This is a genomic window from Nocardioides sp. OK12, from assembly GCF_024341885.1.
Taxonomy (GTDB): Bacteria; Actinomycetota; Actinomycetes; order Propionibacteriales; family Nocardioidaceae; genus Nocardioides; species Nocardioides marinisabuli.
In genome coordinates this window covers 118,123-138,828 of sequence record NZ_BNET01000004.1, presented here as the reverse complement: position 1 = coordinate 138,828, position 20,706 = coordinate 118,123, and the positions used below count along the sequence as shown (strand labels likewise).

Annotated in this window: 14 protein-coding genes; all 14 read right to left on the bottom strand. The window is 74.5% G+C overall.

The genetic code is table 11. The annotated features are described in order from the left end of the window. Positions 1-13 precede the first annotated feature (13 nt). The 14 genes from OCU29_RS11130 to OCU29_RS11065 all read right to left on the bottom strand — a co-directional run bounded on the left by OCU29_RS11130 (position 14) and on the right by OCU29_RS11065 (position 20,308). Entirely contained in the window at positions 14-994 is a 981-nt protein-coding gene (locus OCU29_RS11130; RefSeq protein WP_261819977.1) for a carbamate kinase, read from the bottom strand. 110 nt (positions 995-1,104) lie between these two features. Then, the gene (locus tag OCU29_RS11125; protein WP_261819976.1) at positions 1,105-4,089 is read right to left on the bottom strand and encodes a M14 family zinc carboxypeptidase; all 2,985 of its coding nucleotides are present in this window, start codon (positions 4,087-4,089) and stop codon (positions 1,105-1,107) included. 168 nt (positions 4,090-4,257) lie between these two features. Continuing rightward, complete coding sequence (locus tag OCU29_RS11120; RefSeq protein WP_261819975.1) at positions 4,258-5,625, bottom strand: lanthionine synthetase LanC family protein; 1,368 nt, start codon at positions 5,623-5,625, stop codon at positions 4,258-4,260. After that, the gene (locus OCU29_RS11115) at positions 5,622-7,574 is read right to left on the bottom strand and encodes a hydantoinase B/oxoprolinase family protein (protein ID WP_261819974.1); all 1,953 of its coding nucleotides are present in this window, start codon (positions 7,572-7,574) and stop codon (positions 5,622-5,624) included. The genes OCU29_RS11120 and OCU29_RS11115 overlap by 4 nt, the downstream gene beginning before the upstream one ends. After that, positions 7,571-9,655 (bottom strand): hydantoinase/oxoprolinase family protein, encoded by a 2,085-nt coding sequence (locus OCU29_RS11110; RefSeq protein ID WP_261819973.1) that lies wholly within the window; start codon positions 9,653-9,655, stop codon positions 7,571-7,573. Before OCU29_RS11110 ends, OCU29_RS11115 begins: the two co-directional genes overlap by 4 nt. Positions 9,656-9,751: 96 nt before the next feature. Further along, complete coding sequence (locus OCU29_RS11105; protein ID WP_258017061.1) at positions 9,752-10,438, bottom strand: 1-acyl-sn-glycerol-3-phosphate acyltransferase; 687 nt, start codon at positions 10,436-10,438, stop codon at positions 9,752-9,754. Positions 10,439-10,492: 54 nt separating this feature from the next. After that, positions 10,493-11,452: a sulfotransferase gene (locus tag OCU29_RS11100; RefSeq protein ID WP_261819972.1), complete on the bottom strand. Its 960-nt coding sequence runs from the start codon at positions 11,450-11,452 to the stop codon at positions 10,493-10,495. Positions 11,453-11,482: 30 nt separating this feature from the next. Continuing rightward, positions 11,483-13,036 carry a SpoIIE family protein phosphatase gene (locus OCU29_RS11095; protein WP_261819971.1) on the bottom strand — a complete coding sequence of 518 codons (1,554 nt, stop codon included), beginning with the start codon at positions 13,034-13,036 and terminating at the stop codon, positions 11,483-11,485. Further along, positions 13,023-14,444, bottom strand: a complete 1,422-nt coding sequence (locus OCU29_RS11090; RefSeq protein ID WP_261819970.1) for an amidase — start codon at positions 14,442-14,444, stop codon at positions 13,023-13,025. The genes OCU29_RS11095 and OCU29_RS11090 overlap by 14 nt, the downstream gene beginning before the upstream one ends. Positions 14,445-14,451: 7 nt before the next feature. Further along, on the bottom strand, positions 14,452-15,096 hold the full coding sequence (locus tag OCU29_RS11085; protein ID WP_179613869.1) for a carbon monoxide dehydrogenase subunit G: 645 nt from the start codon (positions 15,094-15,096) through the stop codon (positions 14,452-14,454). Beyond that, positions 15,093-17,504, bottom strand: coding sequence for an aerobic carbon-monoxide dehydrogenase large subunit (cutA, locus tag OCU29_RS11080; RefSeq protein WP_261819969.1), 2,412 nt, complete (start codon positions 17,502-17,504; stop codon positions 15,093-15,095). Before cutA ends, OCU29_RS11085 begins: the two co-directional genes overlap by 4 nt. Beyond that, positions 17,501-17,992 carry a (2Fe-2S)-binding protein gene (locus OCU29_RS11075; RefSeq protein WP_261819968.1) on the bottom strand — a complete coding sequence of 164 codons (492 nt, stop codon included), beginning with the start codon at positions 17,990-17,992 and terminating at the stop codon, positions 17,501-17,503. Before OCU29_RS11075 ends, cutA begins: the two co-directional genes overlap by 4 nt. Then, positions 17,989-18,867 (bottom strand): xanthine dehydrogenase family protein subunit M, encoded by an 879-nt coding sequence (locus tag OCU29_RS11070; RefSeq protein WP_261819967.1) that lies wholly within the window; start codon positions 18,865-18,867, stop codon positions 17,989-17,991. Before OCU29_RS11070 ends, OCU29_RS11075 begins: the two co-directional genes overlap by 4 nt. A 7-nt stretch (positions 18,868-18,874) precedes the next feature. After that, a complete protein-coding gene (locus OCU29_RS11065) occupies positions 18,875-20,308 on the bottom strand; it encodes a uracil-xanthine permease family protein (RefSeq protein ID WP_261819966.1) in 1,434 nt (477 codons plus the stop codon). Positions 20,309-20,706: the final 398 nt, after the last annotated feature.

Below are 20,706 nucleotides of genomic sequence, written 5' to 3'. Positions count from 1 at the left end.
GGCGGATGTCCTCTCAACGGTCGGTGGGGCGGTCGGTGGGGCGGTCGGTGCTGTGCGGTGGCCCGGGTACGACGACGGTGCCCGCGCCGCCCTCGGCGGCGGGGCCCAGGTGGTCGAGGTCGGTGATCGCGGCGTGCCGGCCGCCGGCCTCGACGAAGCGGCAGGCGGCCTCGACCTTGGGGCCCATCGACCCGCCGGCGAAGTGGCCCTGACGTGCGTGGTCGCGCAGGGCGGCGGACTCGATGCGCCCCAGGGGTTGCGGGTCGGGGCCCTCGAAGCCCAGCACCGCCGCGGGGACGTCGGTGCCGACGACCAGCACCTCGGCGCCGAGGGCGCGCGCGAGCACCGCCGCCGCGAGGTCCTTGTCGATCACGGCCTCGACGCCGCGCAGGGTGCCGTCGGTCTCGCGCACGACCGGGACTCCCCCGCCGCCGGCGACCACGACGACGTACCCGGCCGCGGACAGGGTGGCGGCCGCGGGCGCGTCGAGCACCTCCAGCGGCTCCGGCGAGGCGACCACGCGCCGCCAGCCGCGCTCGCCGCGCGGCTCCCAGGTCTCGCCGTGCTCGACGAGCACCTGGGCCTCGGCCTCGGGCAGGAAGCGCCCGACGGGCTTGGTGGGCCGCGCCCAGCAGGGGTCGTCACGGTCGACCAGGGTGCGGGTGACCAGGGCCGCGGTCGGGGTGCGCAGCCCGCGCCCGGCCAGGGCCGCCTCGAGGGCGTTCATCAGCACGAAGCCGAGCGTCGCCTGGGTCTGGGCGCCGCACCAGTCGAGCGGCACCGGCGGGACGACGGCGGCGGCGAGCTCGTTCTTGACCAGCAGGTTGCCGACCTGGGGCCCGTTGCCGTGCGTGAGCACCACGTCGTGGCCCGCCGCGACCAGGTCGGCCACGGCGGCCGCGGCGCCGCGGGCCGCCGTGATCTGGTCACCGGGCCGCGCCGACCCGTCGGGGCCGGTCATCGCGTTGCCGCCGAGCGCGACCAGGACCCTCATGCTCCGAGGGTAGGGACGGCGCCGGGGGGCGGCACCGTGCGCGGCCACCACGCTGGACGGACCCGCCTGGCAGGAGTTGCCAAGCGGGTCCGTCGTGGTTCAGCGGGCGCTCAGCCCAGGCGCAGCACCACCGGTGCGGAGACGCTGCGGGTGGCGACGTCGTCGCCCTTGCGCACGGCCTTGAGCTTGTGGCGGCCGGTGCCCAGCTTCAGGGTCACCGTGACGGTGCCGTCGTCGCCCTCGGTGATCTCGAGGACCTCCACCTTGGTGCCCTTGTCCTTGACCAGCACGGTGCCGGTGCCCGGCTCGTCGTCGACCTCGACGGTGACGGTCACGACGGCCTTGCGCTTGTTCTTGGCCTCGGCCTCGAGCGTGGTCGTCGAGGTGCCGCGGGTCTCCTCCTCGGGAGCCACGACCGCCTCACCGGCCGGCGCGGCCCACATCAGGGCGCGGGCGGCCTGGCTCAGCCCGCCCTTGGGGTGGGTGCGGAAGAGCACCGAGGTGCCGAAGACCAGCGACTTGGCGCCGGTCGCCTCGTCGACGGACGAGACCACCGAGGCGTTGCCCGCCGCGGCCTCGGGCCCGTCCGTGGCGTTCGAGGCGCGCCAGTGACCGGCCAGGAAGGGCTGCTCGGCGTCGTAGGTCTGCTCGACCGTGACGCCCTCACCGAGGCCGGTGAAGTGGTAGGCCGGGTAGATGAAGGCGTGGTCCTGGGCGTACGGCGCCAGCACCGAGCCCTCCGCGGTGTCGACGGCCACGATGCCGTTGCCGCGGCTGCTGCCGCTGACGACCTCGCCCTCCATCAGCCCGAAGGAGACCGCCGCCTCGAAGGCGCGGTTGGTGCGTCCGAGGAGGGCGCCGCCCTCGTCGACGAAGGCCTGCACGGCCGCGCGGGCGGCCGAGCCCTCCGCCGGGTTGAAGGTCGAGGCCACCCAGAGCACGTCGACGTCGTCCATCAGCGACGGGTCGGCCTCGAGCGTGCCCGTGGAGAGCTGCACGAGGTCGTCGAAGCCGAGCTCGGTCAGCGACAGCTTGTCGTCCTGGGAGCCGACGTAGCCGATGGTCAGGTCGCTCAGCGCCGCGGTGGTCTCGTCGTCGAGCGCGTCGAGGTCCTCGGCGGTGGCCGCCTCGAGGGCGATGCCGTGCTCGCGCGCCACGGCGGCGGCCGCGTCGAAGTCGTCGACACCGACGACGACCGAGCCGTCGGCCAGCATCGAGACCGGGACGCTGTCCTCGAGCAGCGAGTTGAGCGCCCGGAAGTCCACGACACCGGCCACGTCGAAGGTGGTGTGGCTCGGGGTCGAGGGCACCGAGGTCAGGTCGGTGGCCGCACCGACCGGGGTCGTGGCGCCGAGGGCGGCGTCGGTGACCGACCCGACCTTGTCGACGCTGGCGCCCCACAGGTAGCTGTAGCTCCAGGCCGAGACGTCGTACATCGTCGGCACCTTCTCGGAGATGTCGTCACCGAGGTCGAGCAGGCTGTTGGCCAGGCCGCGCAGCGGCTGGTGCATGTCCACGACGTAGGAGCCCGCCGGGTAGGTGGTGCCCCCGACGGTCGTGTCGGCGTCGAGCGTGCCGACCTCGATCTCGTGCAGCAGCAGCTGCTCGACCAGCGAGGTGGCGTCGCTCGCCGAGCGCTGGTCGTCGCCCACCGGGATGACGTAGGCGCGCGGCAGGCTCACCGGCTCCTGGTCGTCGGCGACGTCCCACAGCGCCTTCCACTGGTCGGGGCCCGGCACGTCGGCGATGTTCTCGCTGGTCAGCGCCACCTTCGGCTCGCCGGCCACGCCGCGGCGGAAGGTCTCGATCTGGCCCTCGAGCATCTCGCGGGCCGCCACCGGGTCGTTGAGGTAGTCGACCATGCTCTCGAGGGTCTGGTAGGCCACCGCGGTGTTGACCTCGGCACGCTCGGGGGTCTGGCGCCCGCCGCTGGCACCCCGGGTCAGGGGCAGCTCGACCGTGGTGGTGGCGGCGCCGTAGAACGCGGCGTACTGCGCGGTGAAGATCGGCGGGAAGTCGTCCCAGCCCGACGGGGTGTCGCGGTAGGGGATCTTGATGTGTCCGGTGGCCTCGTCGGTGACCGCGTCGACGATCGCACCGGTCTCGACGTTGCGGTAGGTGTTGCCGGGGATCGCTGCGTCGACGACGTCCTGCTCGACCTCGAGGGCCAGGGCGTAGTTGTGCGGCAGGATCTGGTCGAACTCGTAGTTCGAGCCGTGCGGCGGGCCGGCCGGCTCGATCTGCAGGACGCGGGTGTAGCCGTGGAAGTCGGCGGCGTAGATCGCCTGGATCGCCTGGGCGGTGCGGATGAACGACTTCGTCTCGGGCGTCTGGTTGGTGATCAGGTCGCGGTTGGGGTCCAGGCCGATCGCGGTGGCGCGGGTGGCGTCGGTGCGCCCGTCGGGGTTGAGCGACGGCGAGAAGTAGAGACGGTTGTTGCGCAGGATGCTGCCGACCTCCGACATCGGCGCCGTGGCCAGCCACTCGATGTACTGCATCGAGGCGTCGGTGCCCTCCCACTCGTTGCCGTGGATGTTGTTGCTCATCCAGATGGGGGTCTTGTACTGCGCCAGGAGCTCGGAGTCGGCCGCCGCGGCCGCCGGGTCGTTCTTGATCTTCTCGCGCCAGGCGGTCTGCTGGGCGGTGTCCTGCTCGCGCTCGGGCGCGGTGACGGTGACCAGGTAGAGGTCACGGCCCTCGGTGGACTGGCCCACGACCTGGGCGGAGACCCGGTCGCTGCTGGCCATCAGCTCCATCAGCTTGGGCGCGATCTCGGGGTGGCCCATCAGCTCGGCGGTGTGCGCGGCGTCGTCGGGGTTGTCGCGGTAGAGGCGCAGCGCGGGCTGGTAGGGGTACGACGTCGGCATCGCGACCGGGTCGCCGGAGACCGCGGTCTCGCCGGCGGCGCGGGCGACGACCTGGGCCTTGGTCGGCTCCTCGACCCGGTTGACGGTGCCGGCGCCGCGACCGCTGCTCTCGTCGAAGCGCGGTGCCGAGGTCGGGTCGGCCGCAGCGGGCAGGCCGGAGCCGGCCAGTGCGGTGGTGGCGGCCAGGGCCAGCCCCAGGGGGGCGACCAGCGCGCGTGAAGTCCTCACAGAAGTGCTCATTTCTCTCAACAGGGGGGCGCCTCCCAACGACGCCCCGGACCTGCACCCTCGCCGAAGATCGATGCGCAGGGAAGGGACGAAACCCGAAATTAATCATTCGTCTCATGAACGTGCAACAAGTCTTGCGGCGCGTCCGGGTGGTGTAGTAAAGACCGTTCAGCGCCGGACCGGGCGCGGCAGGGCCCACCAGCTGTCGAGCCTGGCCACGGCCGGCGCCTCGCGTCCCTCGCGCAGCACCCGTGCCAGACGGGCGAGGTACGCCGCGATGCCGGCCGCCCCCTGCATCCAGCCGACCCCGGGCGGCAGCAGCGGGTCCGGGGCGCGGTGCTCGACGAAGCGCCACCAGGCGTGCGGGCCGTCGAGCACCGCGCGCTCGACGAGCGCGTCACCGCAGGCGCGGGCCAGCGCGAGGTCGGCCTCGTCCCCGTGGCGCTGCCAGCTGTCGAGGGCGGCGTCGCCGACCCCGGCGGTGCCGCAGCAGCGTCCGTCGTTGTCCCAGGCCCCCGGCTCGCGCCGCTGCGGGACGCCGGAGGCGGCCACGCTGCGCAGGCACCGCCGCCGCCACGCGCCGGGGGCGAGCCCCGCGACCTCCTCGACCCCCGCCAGCCCGAGGGCCTCGAAGAGCAGCGCGGTGCCGGTCGGGCCGTGGCACCAGCCGTAGGACACCTCGACCGGCCCGGCCGGGCGCGGCGGCACCACCCGGGGCACCACCAGGCCGCCGTCGCCGGTGTCGGCCCAGGACAGCAGGTGCTCGGCGCCGCTGCGGGCCGCGGCCACCAGGTCGGGCCGGTCGAGCGCGGCCCCGGCGACGGCGAGGGCACCGGCGATCCCGGCCACGCCGTGCGACCAGTTCGGCATCTCCCGGCGCTCCTCGGGAGCCACGTGGTCGAGGAAGCGCAGCGGGACGAAGCGCCACAGCCGGCCCACGTCGGCCGGCTCGGCCTCGGCCAGCAGCACGTCGGCGGCGTGGCGGGCCAGGTCGTCGGCCCCACGGACCCGCTGCCGACGCGCCCACACCGCGCCGAGCAGGACGCCCGCGGTGCCGAGCGTGGCGTCGCTGATGCGGGTGCCGTCGGGGTACGGCGCCCCCAGGACGGACTGCCCCCACCCGTCGGGCCCGGCCAGGGCGGCGAGCCGGGCCACCGCGTCCTCGGCGCCCGGCGCGTCGAGCGCGGTGAGGCTGCCGACGGCGCTGACGAGGCCGTCGAACGCCGAGCAGTCGTCGGTGGCGCCGAGACCCGCCCGCACCCGGGTCGCCACCGCGTCGGCCAGCTCGGCCTCCTGCGGGGTCCACGCGCGGGCCAGCGCGAGCTCTGCCAGCACGAGGGCGAGCCCGCCCACCCCGCTGTGCGTGCCGTCGCGCTCGTCGGGGGGCGCGCCCGCGTGGGGCACCGACTCCGGGATCCACGGGCCGTCGTCCCACCGGACCTGCGCCAGCACCCAGCGCCAGCCCGCGGCCGCCACCTCCGCGCAGACCTCTGCGGCCTCGGCGGCCTCGGGGTCGGTGGCGTCGCGCGTGCTCACGACCCGATCGTGCCACCACCGGCGGGCTCGAGGAGGTCGACGTCGGCGTGGGTGGCCCCGCCGGCCAGCGTGGCGTAGCCGGGGCCCCGGTCGAAGAACGCCTCGGCCGGCGCCGGGCGCGCGGCCCGCTCGGCGGCCGTCGCCTCCGCGTCGTGGTCGAGGGTGTCGTCGTCGAGGGACCCGGTGAGCACCACGCCGTACGACGCCAGCGCGGCCTCGGGCGAGACCTTGCGCCACACCACGTCGCGCACCACCAGCGCGGGGTCGCGCAGCAGCGGGTCGCCCCAGCCGCCGCCCCCCGTGGTGCGGATGCGGATCACCTCGCCGGCGCGCACCGGCTCGGCGTCGGCGAGGGCGTCGACCTCGCGCTCCCGAGGTCCGCCGGGGTCGACCGTGACCTGGAACGGGGAGCCGGCCAGCCCGCCGCGCACGCCCCAGCAGGCCAGGATCGAGCGGTCGGCGATCGACATGGAGTGCGCGTCGCGCAGCATCCGCACGTGCTTCTCGTAGCCCAGCCCGCCGCGGAACTGCCCGGCGCCGCCGCTGTCGACGGCCAGCGAGAGCCGCTCGACCAGGAACGGGAAGCGGGCCTCGGTGAACTCGGTGGGCAGGTTGCGGGAGTCGGGCACCACGTGGATGGTGTCCTCGCCGTCGCCGTGGGGGCGCCCGCCCGAGCCGCCGCCGAGGACCTCGCGCATCAGGTAGGGACGCCCGTCGGCGTCGTCGCCGTACACGCCGGTGTAGCGGATCGTCTCCTGGTCGGCCGGCATCTGCCCGTCGACCGCCTTGGCGACCACCCCGGCCAGCACCCCCAGCAGGCGCAGGATCACGAAGGTGCGGGCGTTGGTGGGGGCCGGGAAGACCGGCGTGAGCAGCGTGCCCGGCTCGGGGAAGCGCATCTCGATCAGCGGCACCACGCCCTCGTTGACGTCGAGCTCGGCCATCCGCTCGGGGGTCTCGGCGAGGTTGCGCAGCACCGGGGCCAGCCACTTCTTGAGGAACACACCGTCGGAGTAGTCGCCGCAGTGGTTGATCGGCCCGCGCGCCTGGGGCCCGGTGCCGTCGAAGTCGACGACCAGCCGCTCGCCGTCGGGGTCCTCGGGCGGGGTGCGGGTCAGCGTGATCCGCTGGGTGTGCAGCCGGGGCTCGTCGACGCCGTCGTGCTCGGCGTAGTCCTCCCACGTCCACGAGCCGACCGGGATGCGGCTGAGGATCTCGCGGCGGTACGTCGTCGTGGTGCGGTCGATGATCGCGTCGAAGCACGACTCCACGACCTCGACCCCGTAGCGGTCGAAGAGCTCGCCGAGCCGGCGCGCGCCCATCAGGCAGGCCGAGCACTCGGCGTCGAGGTCGGCGGCCAGCGACTCGGGCATCCGCGAGTTGCGGGTCATGATCGCCAGCGCCGCGCGGTTGGGCACCCCGGCGTCCCACAGCTTGATGGGCGGCACCATCAGGCCCTCCTCGAAGACGCTCGTCGCGCCCGAGGGCATCGAGCCCGGCACCGCTCCCCCGATGTCGTCGTGGTGGCCGAAGGCCTGCACGAACGCGACGACCCGGCGCTCCCCCTCGGGGCCGCTGAGGACGGGCACGGTGACGCACAGGTCGGGCAGGTGTCCGATGCCGCCCTCGGAGCGGTAGACGTCGTTGTGGAAGAAGACGTCGCCCTCGCGCATCTGCTCGATCGGGAAGTCGCGGGCCACCGGGTGCACCAGCGCCGAGTAGGAGCGCCCGGTGAGCTTGCGCAGCAGCCGGTCGTGGATGCCGGCGCGGAAGTCGTGGGCGTCGCGGATCATCGGGCTGCGGCTGGTGCGCGCGATCGCGGTCTCGACCTCGGCCTCGACGCTGGTCAGCGTGCCCTGCACGATCTCCACCAGCACCGGGTCGGCGCCGGCGCCCCGGTCGTCGGTGAGGAAGCCGAAGGGGAAGGCGGTGGGGGCGCGGCGGCTCATCGGGTCTCCTCCCGGGTCACGACCAGGTTGAGGTGCTCGTCGACCCGGGCGGTGAAGCCGGGGTGCAGCGGCACCGTGGAGCCGAACTCCTCCACGACCGCCGGGCCGGTCACCACGGTGCCCGGGGCCAGGTCGGTGCGCTGGTGCACCGCGGTGTCGACGTACCCCTCGCCGGCCTCGAAGCAGACCGGCCGGCGGCCGGTCTCGACCGGCGGGCCGGGCGGCGGGTCGGGCACCGGGTGCCGGCGGATCTCGGGGCGCCGGATCGGGCCGATGCCCGAGACCCGCAGGTTGACCCACTCGACCTGCTGGGTGGGGTCGCCCGCGAAGTCGTAGCCGTAGAGCGCGCGGTGCTCGGCGTGGAAGCGCCGGGCGACCTCGTCGAGCGTCTCCTGCCCGACCGGTCCCTCGGGCACCGCGACCCGCACCTCGAAGGCCTGCCCGAAGTAGCGCAGGTCGGCGGTGCGCACGAAGCGGTGCTCGGCCTCCTCGAAGCCCTCGCCCCTCAGGGCCCGGGCCGCCCGGACCCCCAGCTCGTCGAGCACCCGCGCCACGTCGGCGGCGGCGAGCTGCTCGGCCAGGCGCACGTGGGTCTGCACGTAGTCGTTCTTGACGTCGACGGTCAGCAGCCCGAAGGCCGAGACGTTGCCGGGGTCGGGCGGCACCAGCACGGTCGCGATGCCCAGCACGTCCATCAGCCGGCACAGCAGCAGCGAGCCGGAGCCGCCGAAGGTGGTCAGGGTGAAGTCGCGGACGTCGAGGCCGCGCTTGACGGTGACCTGGCGCAGCGCGTTGGCCTGGTTCCACGCCGAGATCTCCAGCACCCCGGTCGCGCACGCCTCCGGGCTCAGCCCGAGCCGGTCGGCCAGCGCCTCCACCCCGGCGCGGGCGGCCTCGACGTCGAGCGGGATCTCCCCGCCCAGCAGGTGGGGCGGGATGCGGCCCAGCACGACGTGGGCGTCGGTGATCGTCACGTCGCGACCGCCCCGGGCGTAGCAGAGCGGACCCGGGTCGGCCCCGGCCGAGTGCGGGCCGACCTTGAGCGTGCCCTCGGGCGAGAGCCAGGCGATCGAGCCGCCGCCGGCCCCGACGGTCACCACGTCGATCATCGGGATCTTGGAGGGGTAGGCGCCCACCGACCCCTCGGTGGTCAGGGTCGGCTCGCCGTCGACGACCACGGAGACGTCGGTCGAGGTGCCGCCGCCGTCGGAGGTCAGCACCCGGTCGAAGCCGGCCACCCGGGCGATCATCGCGGCGCCGAGCGCGCCCGCGGCGGGCCCGGAGAGCACGGTGGTGATCGGCTGGTGCACGACCTCCTCGGCCGAGAGCACCCCGCCGTTGGACTTCATCACGTAGAAGGGGACGGCCCGCTCGCCGTGGGCGCGCAGGCGCTCGGTGATGCGGGCGACGTACGCCGAGAGCCGGGGCTTGACCGCCGCGTCGACGAGCGTGGTCATGGCGCGCTCGTACTCGCGGTACTCGCGCAGCACCTGGCTCGAGAGCGACACGACGGCCTCGGGGTGCTCCTCGGTGAGCACCTCGCGCATCGCCTCCTCGTGGGAGGGGTCGGCGTAGGAGTGCAGGAAGCACACGCCCAGGGTGGTGATGCCGCGGCCGCGGAACCAGCGGGCGACCTCCCGGGCGCCCTCGGTGTCGAAGGGCCGGACCTCGGCGCCGGTGTGGTCGAGCCGGCCGCCGACGCCCTTGACCAGGTCGCGCGGGACGATGCGGTCGGGCTTGACCCAGAAGTAGGAGTTGCCGTAGCCGTCGGGCACCGACTGGCGCGCGATCTCGAGCATCGCCTCGTAGCCCTCGGTGGTGATGAACCCCAGCCGCTCGACCTTGCCCTCGAGCAGCTGGTTGGTGGCCACCGTGGTGCCGTGGCTGACCGCGTCGACGTCGGCGGCCCCGCGCCCGAGCAGCGCCAGGACCTTGTCGATGCCGGCCAGGAACCCCTCGGCGGGGTCGGCCGGGGTCGAGGGGGTCTTGGTGGTCACCAGCTCCCCCGACACCTCGTCGAAGGCGACCACGTCGGTGAAGGTGCCACCGGTGTCGATGCCGATCCGGATGCTCCGCGTCACGTGGCGATTCAACCGGCGCCGCACCACGGCCGGCCACGGCGGAACCTGCCGACCGGCCCCCCGTGGGTTGGCAGGTTCTGCGGGCCGGAGACGCCCTCAGGCCCCGGGTGCGCGGTCGTTGTAGATGCCCGCCGGCACCTGCCCGGTCAGCTCGCCGATCGCGGTCATCACCTCGTCGGTCAGCTCGCGGCGTGCCCGCCCCAGCGGGACGCCGTCGAAGCGCCCCGCCGCCTGCACCGGCGCGCCGAAGCGCACGGTGACGCGCACCGGGCGCGGCAGGCTCGTGCCGACCGGCTGGAGCCGCTCGGTGCCCACCAGCCCGACGGGCACGACCGGCACCCCCGCGGTCAGGGCGAGGTGGGCCACCCCGGTGCGGCCGCGGTAGAGCCGGCCGTCGCGCGAGCGCGAGCCCTCGGGGTAGAGGCCGAAGGCCTCGCCGCGGCCCAGGACCTCGAGCGCGGTGTCGAGGCTGGCGATGGCCGCGCGCGGGTCGTCGCGGTCGACCGGCAGCATCCCGAGGCCCTCGAACCAGGCCCGCTGCGCGGCGCCCCGCAGCCCGGGGCCGGTGAAGTAGTCGGACTTGGCCAGGAACACGACCTTGCGCGGCACGACCACCGGGATGACCACCGAGTCGATGAAGGAGAGGTGGTTGCTGGCCAGCAGCACCCCGCCGGTGGCCGGCACGTGCTCGAGGCCCTCGACGCGCGGGCGCCACAGCGCCCGGGCCGCCGGGGGCACGACGGCGTGCAGGGCGCGGTACATCCGGTCGCTGGAGGCAGGCACGTGGTCAGTGTGCTGGTTACCGACCAGTCCACCGATCCGGCGATGCGCCGGTGGCTACAGCAGGCCGGCCTTGCGCCCCAGCTTCTCGGCGACGTCGCCGGGGGTGAGCTCCCCGGCCAGCAGCCTGCTGGTGGTCCATCCCGAGGTGTCGAGCCCGGAGGTCTCGCTGAAGGCGCGGTGGTCGTCGGCGAAGCGGTCGAGCAGCACGGCGATGTCGTCGGCGGTGGGCGCGTCGGCCTCGAAGTCGGTCTGCGAGGCGCTGCGCGCCAGCGGCTCGAACCGCTTCTTGTACGGCGGCAGCCCCAGGCGCGCCACCAGGTCCTCGGCGGTGTCGTGCTGGGCCCTGACCATCTGGTGGAAGTCGACGAGGTGCACCTGCTCGCGGGGGAAGATCGAGTGCACCCGGGCCAGCTGGGCGCCGTAGAAGCCGCGTGCGACCACGGTGCGGGTGCGCAGCGACTTGGCGTCCCAGCCGTCGGGGCGGGTGCCGATCCACGACGGGTCGAAGTCGATGCGCACCGACTCGGCGAAGGTGATCCGCTCGTCGGAGGGCAGCCGGCGCGTCCAGTTCATCACCCAGTGCGAGAAGGCGCGCTCGATCGGGTCGCGGAAGCAGAAGATCAGCGGCACGTCGGGGTTCCAGGAGCGGATCCGCTCCAGCGCGCCCGGCCAGAAGAGGTACGACGGGGTGGCGTCGACGCCCATCGTGGCCTTCGAGCGCGCCGAGCGCAGCGCGACCTGGTAGTGGCTGAAGTCGGGACGCTCCCAGTCGAGGGAGTCGTCGTCGAAGAAGTGCCACTCCTTCTGCGGGGCCCGGGTGATGTGCTGGTGGCTGACCAGGACGCGGTAGAGCGTGCTGGTGGCGGCCTTCTGCACACCACCGAGGACCACCCCGATCGGGACGGTGCCGTGGGGTGCCTCGCCGGTGGGCTGGGCGGCGCTGGGTGCGGTGATCGTGTGCCTCCTCGCGGTGCGCCCGGGGTGCCTCCCGGACGATGGGCGAGCATACGACAACCGGGCCCCTGCCGGTCAGCCGCGCGCCGGTCAGGTGCGGGCGCGCAGGGCCAGCAGCACCAGGTCGTCCTCGTGCTGGCCCACCGCGGTGAGCAGGTGGTCGCAGAGGTCCTCGGGATCGCGGTCGCCCCAGCCCTCCAGGGTCGCGACCAGCCAGGCGAGTCCGTCGGCGAGCGCCGCGTCGCGCCGCTCGACGAGCCCGTCGGTGTAGAGCAGGAGGGTGTCGCCGGGGCGCAGCCGCAGCCGGTGGTCGGCGCGCCGGGTCTCGGGGTCGAGGCCCAGCAGCAGGTCGGGCACGTCCTCGAGGAGCCGCACCGAGCCGTCGGCCTCGACGACCACCGGCGGCGGGTGCCCGGCGTTGCTCCAGTGCAGCAGCTGGCCGTCGGGCCCGCCGTCCTCGACCACGGCCAGCACCGCGGTGGCGACCTCGTCGACGCCGAGCCCGGCCATCGCGCGGTCGAGGTCGCTCAGCACGCGGGCGGGCAGCGCCAGGCGGGCGCTGTAGGCGACACCGCGGGTCAGGTTGCGCAGCTGGCCCATCGCGGCGGCGGCGTGCTGGTCGTGGCCGGCGACGTCGCCGACCATGACGGCGAGCGCCCCGTCGGGCAGCACGTAGGCGTCGTACCAGTCCCCGCCGACCCGGGCCTTCTCGGCGGCGGGCTGGTAGCGCACCGCGACCTGGAGCGTGGGGCCGTGGGCGGGCCGGGTCAGCAGGCTGCGCTGCAGCGCCTCGGAGAGCCGGCGGTCGGAGTCGCGGGCGGCCATCAGCTCCAGCGCCTGCTGCAGCGCGCCGGCCAGGGAGCGCAGGAAGTCGACGTAGTCCTCGTCGAGGGCGAGGCGGTCGCTGAGCCGGACCCGCAGGTGCTGCTGGGGTGCCCGCGGGTCGGGCACCGGCAGGGCGATGCGGGCCACCGTGCCCTCCCCCGGCGCGCCCACGCTCTCGAGCACGACGGGGTCGGCGACCGCCCCGGGGACCGCCTCGACCTCGCTGAGGTCGCCGGGGTCGGCGCCCAGCACGCGCACCGCCAGGTCGACCAGGCCGGCGGTGCTCGAGACCCGGGCCAGGCCCTGGTCGAGCCGGGTCAGCACCTGCAGCCGCCGGCGCGCGACGACCTGGCGGGTGGTCTCGGTGACGATGTCGACGGCCCCCTCGACGGCACCGTCGGGCCCGCGCACCGGCGAGTAGGAGAAGGTGAAGTAGCACTCCTCGAGGAAGCCCGAGCGCCGCAGCGGCACCTCCGCGTCGACGACCCACGTCGGCGTGGCGTCCTCGACCACCGAGTGCAGCATCGGCCCGATCTGGTCCCACGCCTCGGGGAAGACGTCCCGGGTGGGACGCCCCAGCGCCGCCGGGTGCTTGTCGGCGATCAGCCCGACGAAGGCCTCGTTGTAGAGCAGCACCTGGTCGGGGCCCCAGAACAGGGCCATCGCGAAGCGGGTCTCGAGCGCCAGCGCGAGCGTGCTGCGCAGCGCGGGGCTCCAGTCGCGCGGCTCCCCCAGCCCGGTGGCCGCCCAGTCGACGGCGGCGTACGCCGGGTGCAGCGACCCGGCCAGCCGCCACAGCGGCTCCTCACCCCTGCTCACGGGCCGCCTCGAACGCGGCGGCGACCTCGAGCAGGCGCCGGTCGCTGCCGTGCGGGCCGACCAGCTGCACGCCGACCGGCAGCCCCTCGGGGGTGCGGCCGGCGGGCACGGCGATCGAGGGGCACCCGGTGACGGTGACCAGGTAGGCCGAGCGCATCCAGTCGAGGTAGGAGGCCATCGGGCGCCCGGCGACCTGGGTCGGGTACTCCTGCTCGGCGGGGAAGGGCGCCACCTGGGAGACCGGCAGCACCAGCAGGTCGTGGTGGGTGAAGAACTGGCGCATCCGCTCGCCGAGCGTCGTGCGCTGGGTGTAGGCGCGGGCCACGTCGGTGCCGGTGAGCGGCGCGCCCGCGCGGATGTTGTCGGCGAGGCTGGCCTTGAGCTCGCCGGGGTGCTCGGCCAGCAGCGGCCCGAGCTTGGCGTGCAGGTGCCAGGCGCGCAGGGTGCGGAAGGTGTCGTCGCCCTCGCTGAGGTCGGGGTGGGCGCCGTGCACCCGGGCGCCGTGGCGCGCCATCAGGCGGCCGGCCTGCTCGGTGACGACCGCGACCTCCTCGTCGACCGCGAAGGCCCCGCCCAGGTCGAGCGACCAGGCGACCCGCAGCCCGTGCAGGGCCCGGGGCGTCGGCTCGAGCGGGGCGGCAAAGCGGTGCCCGGGCTCGCCGAGCGCCATCGGGGCACGGGGGTCGGGGCCGGCCAGGACCGAGAGCAGCAGGGCCAGGTCGCCGACGTCGCGGGCCAGCGGGCCGCCGACCGAGGTCGTCTCCCACTGGTTGTAGAGCGGCCACTCGGGCACCCGGCCGAGGCTGGGGCGCATCCCCACCACCCCGCAGAACGACGCCGGGTTGCGCAACGAGCCGCCCATGTCGGAGCCGTCGGCCAGCGGCACCATGCCGCTGGCCAGCGCGGCCGCCGCCCCGCCGCTCGAGCCACCGGCGCTGCGGCTGGGGTCGTGGGGGTTGCGGGTGGTGCCGAAGAGCCGGTTGAAGGTGTGCGACCCGGCGGCGAACTCGGGCACGTTGGTGCGACCGAGCACCACGACACCGGCGCGGCGTACCCGCTCGACGAGCAGCTCGTCGTGCTGGGGCACGTGGTCGGCGAAGAGCGGGGAGCCGTACGTCGTGGGCCAGCCGGCCACGGCGTGGGTGTCCTTGAAGGCGAACGGGAGCCCGTGCAGCGGACCGAGCGGGCCGCCGCGCGCCAGGTGCTCGTCGGCGGCCGCCGCGCCCGCCCGCGCGCGGTCGGCGTCGAGGTTGACGACGGCGTTGAGCTCGGGGTTGCGCTCCTCGATGCGGGCCAGGTGCAGCTCGAGCAGCTCGCGCGCCGAGATCCGTCGCGTGCGCACGGCCGCGGCCATCTCGCGCGCGCTGGAGTGGACGGTCAGGTCACGACCCGGCTGCTGGCTGCTCACCCCCGCATCATGGCCGACGCGTCCAGCGGGCACCCGCGAACACCCCCAGGAGCACCAGCCCGGCACCGGTGGCGACGCCCTGCCAGAAGGCGTTGCCCGCCGCGAACGCGTCCGGGCCGGCACCGGTGGTCGTGTAGACCGTGCCCGGCTGCTCGCGCTCGGCGGCCCCCGCGACGGCCGGTGCGACCGCGGCCGGGGCGGGCCCGCCGGCCAGGGCGGCGGCGACGTTGCCGAAGAACTCCGCGGCCATCCGCCGCGACACCGAGGTCAGCATCCGCTGGCCGACGCCGCCCACCATGCCGCCGACGGTGGCGTCGGCGTCGTAGGTGATCCGGGTGCCCCCCTCGGCGGGCTCGAAGCGCACCGCGACCCGGGCGTCGACCGTGCCCGGCGCGCCGGCGCCCTGCAGGTGCATGGTCAGCGACTCGTGCTCGACCAGGTCGCCGAGCGTGCAGGTGCCGTCGTACGTGCCCTTGATCGCGGCCACGCCGGCGGTCACGGTCATGGCGTAGGCGTGCTCCCCCGCGTCGCCGGGCAGCCGCTCGAGCCGTGAGCAGCCCGGGATGGTGCCCACGAGCACCACCGGGTCGAGCAGGGCGTCCCACACCAGCGCGACGGGTCGCTCCAGCACGTGCTCTCCGCTGATCCTCACGAGGTGGGCTCCTGTCGCTGGTCGGTCCGCAGGTGGAAGAGGTCGGAGGGCGACATCGGCATCCGGGTCACCCGGATGCCCTCGGCGTCCTCGATGGCCGCGGCGAAGACGGCGGCCGACGGGATCACCCCGGCCTCGCCGGCGCCCTTGATCCCGAGCGGGTTGAGCGGGCTCGGCGTCTCCTGGTGGTCGATGTCGATGCCGTCGGGCACCTCGGTGACGTAGGGCATCAGGAAGTCCATGAACGAGGCGTTGAGCAGCTGCCCGGACTCGTCGTAGGCCATCCGCTCGAAGAGCGCCCCGGCGACGCCCTGGGCGACGCCGCCGTGGATCTGGCCCTCCACGATCATCGGGTTGACCAGCGTGCCGCAGTCGTGCACGACGGCGTACTTGAGGATCGTGACCTCGGCGGTGTCGGGGTCGGTCTCGACGACGACGGCGTGGATGCCGGAGGCGAAGGTGGCCCGCTCGGGGCTGTAGAAGTCCTTGCCCTCCAGGCCGGGCTCGTCGTCCTCGGCGACCGGCGGCCGGCCGGGGTCGCCGACGGAGAACTGGGTGGCGGCCTTGGAGGCCTCGTCGAAGGCGTAGCGCAGCGGGTTGGAGAGCACCGCGACCGTGCCCAGGTCGATGGCGGAGCCGGGTGAGCCCTTGACCCGCACGCTCCCCTCGACGATCTCCAGGTCGGCCTCGTCGGCCTCCAGGGCGTCGGCGGCGATGCGCAGCGCCTTCTCCTTGGTCCGCTTGGCGGCCAGGTGGATCGCCGAGCCGCTCATCACCGCGGCGCGCGAGGCGAAGGTGCCCACGGCGTACGGCATCCGGCGGGTGTCGCCGGTGACCACCTCGACGTCCTCGAAGCGGCAGCCGAGCTCGTCGGCGACGAGCTGGGCGAAGACGGTCTGGTGGCCCTGGCCCTGGGTGGTCAGGCCGGTGGCGACCTTGACCTTGCCGCTGGTCTCGACGTGCACGTGGGCGCCCTCGTAGGGCCCGACGCCGGTGCCCTCGACGTAGCAGGCCAGGCCGATGCCGACCCGGCGCCCCTCGGCGGCCATCTCGGCGCGGAACGTCTCGAACTCGTCCCACCCCACCAGCGCCTTGGCCTTCTCGAGCAGCGCCGGGTAGTCGCCGGAGTCGTACTCGAGCTCGCGGCCGTCCTGGAAGACCAGCCCCTGGTCGTAGGGGAACTCGTCGGGCTGGATGAAGTTGGCCGCGCGCACCTCCGTGCGGTCGCGGCCCAGGTGGGCGGCGATCGCGTCCATGGTGCGCTCCATGGCGTAGCAGCCCTGCGGGCGCCCCGCGCCGCGGTAGGGCGTGACCATCGTGGTGTTGGTGTAGAGCGACTCGAAGACCACCCGGTAGAGCTGCGGCTTGTAGGGCCCGAGCAGCTGGGTGCTGGTGATGATCGGCACGATCAGCCCGTACGGCGTGTAGGCGCCGTGGTCGTGCCAGAACTCCACGTCGAGGGCCAGCAGCCGGCCCTCGTCGTCGAAGCCGACCTCGACGTGCTGGAGCTGGCCGCGCTCGTGGGCGGAGGAGACGAAGTGCTCGCGGCGGTCCTCGGTGAACTTCACGACCCGCCCCAGCACGCGGGCGGCCGCCGGCACCAGCAGCTCCTCGGGCCAGGGGTGGTTGATCTTGACCCCGAAGCCGCCGCCGACGTCGGGGGTGATCACGTCGACCTGGCCCAGGTCGAGGCCCAGTCTCGCGGCCACCGCGGCGCGCACGCCGGTGGAGGTCTGGGTGGAGGTCCACACCTGGAGGCGGTCGGAGTCGGGGTCCCAGCGCGCGACCGTCCCGCGGCCCTCCAGCGGGGTGCAGGCCGAGCGCTCGACCTCGAGGTCGAGGGCGAGCCGGTGCGGCGCCGCCTCGAGGGCCGCGGCCATCTGCTCGGCGTCGGCGGTGCCCTGCTCGAGCCGGGCGCCGACGTTGCCGGGCACGTCGTCGTGCACCAGGCGCTCACCGGCGCGGGCCTGCTCGAGGCCGACCACCGGCTCCAGCACCTCCCAGGTGACCCGGATGCGCGCGACGGCGTCCTCGGCGACGTAGCGGTCGTCGGCCACCACGAACGCGACGGCCTCGCCGACGTGGTTGACCTGGTCGCGGGCCAGGGCGTGCTGGGTGCGGCCGTGCGTCAGCGCCGGGTGCGGGATCAGCAGCGGCAGCGGCTCGGCCAGCGGGGCCGAGACCCCCGCGAGGTCCTCGTGGGTCCAGACCAGGTGCACGCCCTCGAGGTCGAGCACCGCGTCGACGTCGATGTCGACGATGCGCGCGTGGGCGTGCGGGCTGCGCAGCACCGCCGCGTGCAGCGTCTGCGGCCCGACCTGCACGTCGTCGACGAAGCGGCCGGCGCCGGTGAGCAGGCGGCGGTCCTCGGTGCGCTGCACCGGGGCGCCGGTCAGCCGCGTGGTCACGCCTGCTCCCGGCCGAGCTCGGCGGCGCGCTCCACGGCGCGCACGATGTTCTGGTAGCCGGTGCAGCGGCACAGGTTGCCGGCGACCATCTCCCGGGCCTCCTCGTGGGTCGGGTCGGGGTTCTCGCGCAGCCCGGCGGTGACCGTGGTCAGGAAGCCCGGCGTGCAGAACCCGCACTGCAGGCCGTGGCACTGGCGGAACCCCTCCTGCACGGCGCTGAGCGTGCCGTCGGGGCCGGCCAGGCCCTCGACGGTGGTGACCTCGTGGCCGTCGACGGTGACCGCCAGCAGCAGGCAGGCCCGCACCGGGCGCCCGTCGAGCAGCACGGTGCAGGCGCCGCACACGCCGTGCTCGCAGCCCACGTGGGTGCCGGTCAGCCCGAGGTCGTGGCGCAGGGCGTCGCTGAGCAGGCGCCGGGCGGGCACCTGCACGTCGTACGTCGTGCCGTTGACCACGAGGTGCACCTCGTGCAGCTCCTCGGCGCTCATGCGGCTCCCCCCTGCCCGCGCCGGCGGGCGTGGTCGTCGGCCCCGCGCAGCACCCGGACGGTCAGCACCCGGGCGAGGTGGGCACGGTACTGCTCGGTGGCGTGGATGTCGCCGGCCGGCGAGAGCGAGGCGAGGGCGAGGTCGGCGGCCGCCGCGAGCCTCGCCTCGTCGGGGTCACCGTCGAGGGCGGGCAGCAGGTCGACGACGGTGGGGGTCTCGTCCACGGCGAGGTAGGCCGCGCGGGCCTCGACGACCCGGCCGGCGGGCCGACGTACGAGGGCCGCGACCCCGCAGAGCGCGTAGTCGCCCTGCCGGCGCGAGATCTCGGCGAACCCGACCCCCTGGCCGTCGGCGAGCGCGGGGAACCACGCCGAGGTGGCGACCTCGTCGTGGGCCAGCGAGCTCTCCAGCGGTCCGACGACCAGGTCGGCGCCGGCGACGGTGCGGGTGCCGCGGGTCGAGACCACCTCGACGGTGCCGTCGAGCAGGGCCAGCACGGCCGGCATCTCGGCGGCGGCGTCGGCGTGCACCAGCGAGCCGACGGTGGTGCCGCGGTTGCGGATCGGGGCGTGCGCGACGTGGCTCAGCGCCATCCGCAGCAGCGGCTGGACCCGCGCGGCCCCGTCGTGGGCGAGCAGGTCGGCGTGGCGCACCAGGGCGCCCACCCGCACGCCGCCCTCGTCCGCCTCGACGCCATCGAGCCCCGGCAGCGCGTTGATGTCGACCAGCGTGCTCGGCGCCGCCAGCCGCATCGACAGCAGCGGCACCAGGCTCTGCCCGCCCGCCAGCACCTTGGCGTCGGGGTCGTCCGCCAGGGCCCGACAGGCCTCCTCGAGGCTGGTCGGGCGCAGGTAGCCGACGGGCGCGGGCTTCACGTCGGGCTCACCCCCGGTGCCGGCCCTCGTGGTCGGGGCGGGCCGGGCCGCCCTCGTGGTGCACGCCCTCGGTGCCGACCGAGAGCATCGTGCCGTCGGCCGGGGCGGGCGCGATGGCGCGCGCCAGGTGGTAGCCCGCGACGATGATGATCGTGCCGGCGGCGATGCCGCCGAGGGTGAAGTCGTCGGTCACCGGGAAGAACTGGTCGGTGCCCAGGCCGATGCCCATCACCAGGCCGGCCGCGACCGGGACGAGGTTGACCGGGTTGCCGAAGTCCACCCCGTTCTCCTTCCAGATCTTCGCGCCGAGCAGTCCGATCATCCCGTAGAGGACAAGGGTGATGCCGCCCAGCACGGCGGAGGGGGTGGCGTTGACGATCGCCCCGAACTTGGGGACCAGACCGAGCAGGATCGCGGTCACGGCCGCCACGTAGTAGGCCGCGGTCGAGTAGACCCGGGTCGTGGCCATCACGCCGATGTTCTCGGCGTACGTCGTGGTCGGCGAGCCGCCGATCGAGGTGGCGATGACCGTGGCGACGCCGTCGGCGCCGACCGCGCGGCCCATCTCGGGGTCGAGGTCGCGGCCGGTCATCTCGGCGACCGCCTTGACGTGCCCGACGTTCTCGGCGACCAGGGCGATGACCGCGGGGATGACCAGCAGCGTGAAGGTGATGCTGAAGGACGGGAGGTGCCAGCCGCCCGCGCCCGCGGTGGTCTTGTCGGGGAACCCGAACCAGTCGGCCCCCGAGACCAGCGACCAGTCGACGCGGTCGTGCTCGACGGCCTCGCCGTTGGAGGACGGGGTGACCGAGGTGATCGGGCCGAGGGTCAGGTCGGCGAGCCAGGAGACGACGTACCCGAAGATCAGGCCCAGGAAGATCGCGATGCGCCCCAGGAAGCCGCGCAGCCCCACGGCCATCACGATGACGGCGGTCATCGTCAGCAGCGCGATCCAGTAGTCGGCCGGCATGTAGACCGAGGTCGCGACCGGGGCGAGGTTGAAGCCGATCAGCAGCACGACCGCGCCGGTCACCACCGGGGGCAGCACCGCGTTGACCATGCCGGTGCCGGCCACGTGGATGAAGAGGCCCACCAGCGCCAGGATGACGCCGGAGACCAGGATCGCGCCCGTGACGTCGGAGGGGCTGCCGCCCTGGTTGTAGATCGCTGCGGCGCCGCCGACGAAGGACGCGCTGGTGCCGAGGTAGCTGGGCACCTTGTTGCGCACGATCAGCAGGAAGCAGATCGTCGCGATGCCGCTCATCATGATCGCGAGGTTGGCGTTGAGCCCCATGATCAGCGGGAAGACGAACGTCGCCCCGAACATCGCCACGACGTGCTGGGCGCCGATCCCGGCCGTGCGCCCCCAGTCGAGCCGCTCGTCGGGCGCCACCGCCTCACCCTGACCGGGCTTCACCACGGTCCACCTGAACATCGACATCACGCCACCTCTGTTCCTCCGGGTCCACCCGCTGCGAGGGACCTCAACCTAGTGAGACCTCGGTGCCGGTCTCGTCGGCAAGTCTCGCCGAAGGCGACGCCCCAGCGACGGCAATCGCTGGCACACGGGCGCGCCGCGCCGAGCCGGCGCCGGTTCACGTCGTACGACGAGCCGTGGTCGAGCAGCAAGGAGCGCCAGCGACGCGCGTCGCCGAGACCCCGCAAGAACCCCGCCGACCTCGCCGCACGACGAGCCGTCGGTCGAGCAGCAAGGAGCGCCAGCGACGCGCGCCGTCGAGACCCCACAAGCACCGCGCGGACCTCGCCGTACGACGAGCCGTTGGTCGAGCAGCAAGGAGCGCCAGCGACGCGCGTCGCCGAGACCCCGCAAGAACCCCG

What these genes read in the sequence shown, in the direction of transcription:
- OCU29_RS11065 (WP_261819966.1), bottom strand. Translation starts at nt 20,308, where the DNA reads ATGTCGATGTTCAGGTGGACCGTGGTGAAGCCCGGTCAGGGTGAGGCG.
- OCU29_RS11115 (WP_261819974.1), bottom strand. Translation starts at nt 7,574, where the DNA reads ATGAGCCGCCGCGCCCCCACCGCCTTCCCCTTCGGCTTCCTCACCGAC.
- OCU29_RS11075 (WP_261819968.1), bottom strand. Translation starts at nt 17,992, where the DNA reads ATGAGCGCCGAGGAGCTGCACGAGGTGCACCTCGTGGTCAACGGCACG.
- OCU29_RS11130 (WP_261819977.1), bottom strand. Translation starts at nt 994, where the DNA reads ATGAGGGTCCTGGTCGCGCTCGGCGGCAACGCGATGACCGGCCCCGAC.